This is a genomic window from Saccharomonospora saliphila YIM 90502 (genome assembly GCF_000383795.1).
In the GTDB taxonomy this organism is placed as follows: Bacteria; Actinomycetota; Actinomycetes; order Mycobacteriales; family Pseudonocardiaceae; genus Saccharomonospora; species Saccharomonospora saliphila.
In genome coordinates, this window is record NZ_KB912681.1 from 41,354 (window position 1) to 45,085 (window position 3,732).

The 3,732-nt window shown below is 70.3% G+C and carries 2 protein-coding genes and 2 pseudogenes; 2 read left to right on the plus strand and 2 right to left on the minus strand.

Annotated elements, in window-relative coordinates; translation table 11 throughout:
* Nucleotides 1–358: pseudogene (locus tag SACSA_RS22920) on the plus strand (hypothetical protein); the annotation flags it as partial.
* A 45-nt stretch (nucleotides 359–403) separates the two neighbouring features.
* On the opposite strand, the gene SACSA_RS0113660 reads toward SACSA_RS22920, so the two are convergent.
* Complete coding sequence (locus tag SACSA_RS0113660; protein ID WP_019816473.1) at nucleotides 404–1,498, minus strand: coiled-coil domain-containing protein; 1,095 nt, start codon at nucleotides 1,496–1,498, stop codon at nucleotides 404–406.
* A 246-nt stretch (nucleotides 1,499–1,744) separates the two neighbouring features.
* Between SACSA_RS0113660 and SACSA_RS0113665 the strand changes: the two genes are divergently transcribed.
* A complete protein-coding gene (locus SACSA_RS0113665; protein ID WP_019816474.1) occupies nucleotides 1,745–2,845 on the plus strand; it encodes an adenosine deaminase in 1,101 nt (366 codons plus the stop codon).
* A 103-nt stretch (nucleotides 2,846–2,948) separates the two neighbouring features.
* On the opposite strand, the pseudogene SACSA_RS22925 reads toward SACSA_RS0113665, so the two are convergent.
* Nucleotides 2,949–3,732 (minus strand): annotated as a pseudogene (locus SACSA_RS22925) (primosomal protein); the annotation flags it as partial.

The following is a 3,732-nucleotide window of genomic DNA, read 5'->3' on the forward strand; positions in this document are numbered from 1 at the left end:
GGCGGCGTGGCGGCTCGGCGCGGGCCGCACGCGCCGGGAGGATTCCGTACAGGCCGCGGCGGGGGTGCGGTGCCTTGCCCGTCCCGGCGATCGCGTCGAGCGGGGACAGGACCTGTTCGAGCTGCACACCGACACCCCGGACGCGGTTCCCGCGGCCCTGGCCGCCCTCGACGGCGGCTACACCGTCGCGGACACCGATGCGGTGTCCCGCACCGGCCGCTCCGCCGACGAGCGGCTTTCTGCCGGCTCCGCCGACGACCAAGTCTCTGTCGGCTCCGCCGACGACGACGCCCCCGCCCGCACCGCACGGGGCGGCGCCGACGGGGGCGTCGTACTGGACCGAGTGGGCCCGGCGTAGGCGAGCGACACCGCGCAGGGTGTCCCGAGCCCACCGGGCCGGGACTCACTCCTCCGGCTCGGACTCGCCGGAGCCGGCCTTCGACTTCGACTCGGAGTTCTTCTGTGAACGGCCGTTGTTGCGCCTGCGCGGCTGGCGCGGCGCGGGCGGCGCCGAGATCGCGGGCTGCTGCTGTTGGGCAGGACCGCCACCGAGCATCAGCTCCGCGAAGGTCGCCATCGCCTCGTCGAGCTGACCGCCGATCCTCCGTTCGGAGTCCTCGTTGCTCTTGCGCACGACCGAGGTGAACGAGTCGTTGTCCGGCTGCTGGGCCAGCGTGTCCTCCACCTTCGACAGGCCCGACTTGAGCGAGCCGTCGAGGTCGCCGAGCTGCGAGGTGACGCCCTCCTCGACCTTGTCGAGCCTGCCCGCCAGCTCGTCCAGCCGCGAGCTGAGCTTGTCCAGCCGGTCACCGAGGGAGTCGAGACGGTTGGAGTCGTCCAGGATCTCGGCGGTCTCGGAAAGCGACGTGCGCAGCGCCTCCGTGCTCTCCGTGACCGCCGCGCGCACCGCGTCGGCCCCGGCGGTGGTGCGCTCCTTCGAGTCGGCGTCGAACCGGTCGACCCGCTCCTTGAACGAGGTCTCCATCGTATCGATGCGCTCGCGCACCGGACCGTGCACGGCGGACGGCACCGAGTCGATCTTGTCGTCCTGCTTGTCGAGGTGCCCGCCCAGCTCGTCGAGCCTGCGGTGGATGTTGGTGAGCTTGTCCTCGAGGCCGTCCATCCGGCCCGAGACGCCCTCGAACCGCGCACCCACCCCGTCGAGCCTGCCGTCGAGCTGGGCGAAGGGCTTCTGGAGCTTGTCGACGACGGCCTCCACCGACCGCGCCAGCTCGGCCAGGGCGTTGTCCTGAGCCTCAAGGCGGGTCATGGCCTCGTCGAGCCGCTCGGCCAGGACGCCCACCTCGGTGCGGTCGGGCAGCTCGGACAGCCGCTTGCGCATCGCGCCGAGCGAGTCCACCGGGGCGAGACGGGCGTAGATGTCATCGAGGGCGTCGAAGATCTGCTGCTGTTCGCTCTCTCGGACCTCGGCCGCGCGCACCAACATGTTGCGCATCCGGTCGAAGGACGGGGCTGCGAGGTGATTGTCAGTCGTCACTGCGGTTTGTCCTTCATCGGCGGGGAAAGATGGGACGTCGGGGCGCAGCCTAGCGATCGTCCCACTGCGGAGGGTATCGCCCCCGTCCGTAAGCGTGTGACGTGCGAAGCCGCCGGTTCGATAACGAGATGGTCACCGCGTGAACGTTCGAGTACAGCCTGAGACTTCGTCTCGCGTTCCGCGACCGGCCCGTCGCCCGGGGTGTCGACCCGGGAGGTGTCCGGCTCGCCCGGGTACCGTCGGGGGATGTCGACGCGAACCGTTCCGACCCTCGAAGACCTGCGCCGGGCCCCGAAGGTGCTGCTCCACGACCACCTGGACGGCGGGCTGCGCCCGAGCACCGTGATCGACCTCGCCGAGGAAACCGGCTACCGGGGCCTGCCCACCACCGACACCGCCGAGCTGACCCGGTGGTTCTCGGACGCGGCCGACTCCGGCTCGCTGGAGTCCTACCTGGAGACCTTCGCCCACACCTGCGGTGTCATGCAGACCGAGGACGCGCTCGCCCGGGTCGCCGCCGAGTGCGTCGAGGACCTGGCCGCCGACGGTGTCGTCTACGCCGAGGTGCGCTACGCCCCCGAGCTGTTCGTCGAGCGCGGGCTGTCGCTCGAAGCCGTGGTCGAGGCCGTGCAGGACGGGTTCGCCGACGGCATGCGGCGCGCCGCCGAGCGGGGGCGGCGCATCCGGATCGGCACGCTGCTGTGCGCGATGCGCCAGCACGCGCGGGCGCTGGAGATCGCCGAGCTGGCCGTGCGCTACCGCGACGCGGGGGTCGCGGGCTTCGACATCGCGGGCCCCGAGGCCGGCTTCCCGCCGACCCGCAACCTGGACGCCTTCGAGTACATCCGGGTCAACAACGCCCACTTCACCATCCACGCGGGCGAGGCGTTCGGGTTGGCCTCGATCTGGGAGGCGATCCAGCACTGCGGGGCAGAGCGGCTCGGGCACGGTGTGCGGATCGCCGACGACATCACCGCCACCGGCGACGGCAAGGCCGAGCTGGGCAGGCTCGCCTCGTACGTGCGCGACCGGCGCATCCCGCTGGAGGTGTGCCCGTCGTCGAATCTCCAGACCGGGGCGGCGTCCTCGCTCTCCGACCATCCCATCGGGCTGCTGAAGGACCTGCGGTTCCGGGTCACCGTCAACACCGACAACCGGCTGATGAGCGGCTGCACCGTGTCCTCGGAGTTCGCCGCGCTGGTGGACACCTTCGGCTACGACTGGGCCGACGTGCGCTGGTTCACCATCAACGCCATGAAGTCGGCCTTCATGGACTTCGATCAGCGGCTCGACATCATCAACACCGTGATCAAGCCCTGGTACGCCGAGGTCGTCGACGCGCCGTAACACCCCGCACCCGCCCCGCCCGCGGTTGGTTGACGAGCCGTCAAGGCCCCCTTTACTGCATTGAGCGCAGTGAAGGAGGCCTTGACGACATGCCAAATGCGTGTCAGTTCAGGTGCAGGCGCGTTTCGAAGTTCTCCACGAGGGTGTGCCACGCCTTCTGTTCGGCGTCGAACGGTGCGCTGGGAGACAGCCGTGTGGGGTCGGGGTTGAGCACGAACGACACGAGCCAGCCGAGCCGCTCGGACGAGGCGAGCGCGTCGTGCACGCTGTCGTCGCCCGCCCAGTCGGCGGTGTCGGTGAGCAGCTCCACCGCCAGTTCGAGCTGGGTCGGATCGATCGCGTCCAGCCCGTCACCGATGTCGTCCGCAAGGCCGGCCAGCACGTAGGTGTTGTCCGGATCGACGTCGATCTCGAGCTCACCCGCCGTCGCGCTGGTCAGTACCTCGTCCCACGTGGAGACGTCGGCGAGGTCGGTGCGGGCGAGGTCGCCCGGTTCGGCCAGCGCTCGCGCCAGCGCCCGTTCGGACGGGAAGGTCTCGATCCGGCCGTTCGAACCGAGGAAGATCGGCTCGTCGTCGAGGTAGCAGCGCAGAGTGAAGTGTTCCCGCTCCGAGGTCACGATCTTGATCGGGTCGATGCCGACCTCGGTCCAGAACCCGGCGGGGGCGTCCTCGTCGGCATCGTCGTCCGTCTCGTCGCCGGTGTCGGTGTCCGTGGTCGTCTCCTCCGACCCGGAGCGCTCGGAATCCTCGCCGGTGGTGGAATCGGCGTAGACGGACTCGTAGTCCTCGCGCTCGTCGGAGTCGACACCGGCTTCGGACTCCGCCGACTCCTCGTGGAACGCGGCGAGCTCCTCGGCGGTCTGGTCCAGTGTGGCGGCGTCCACC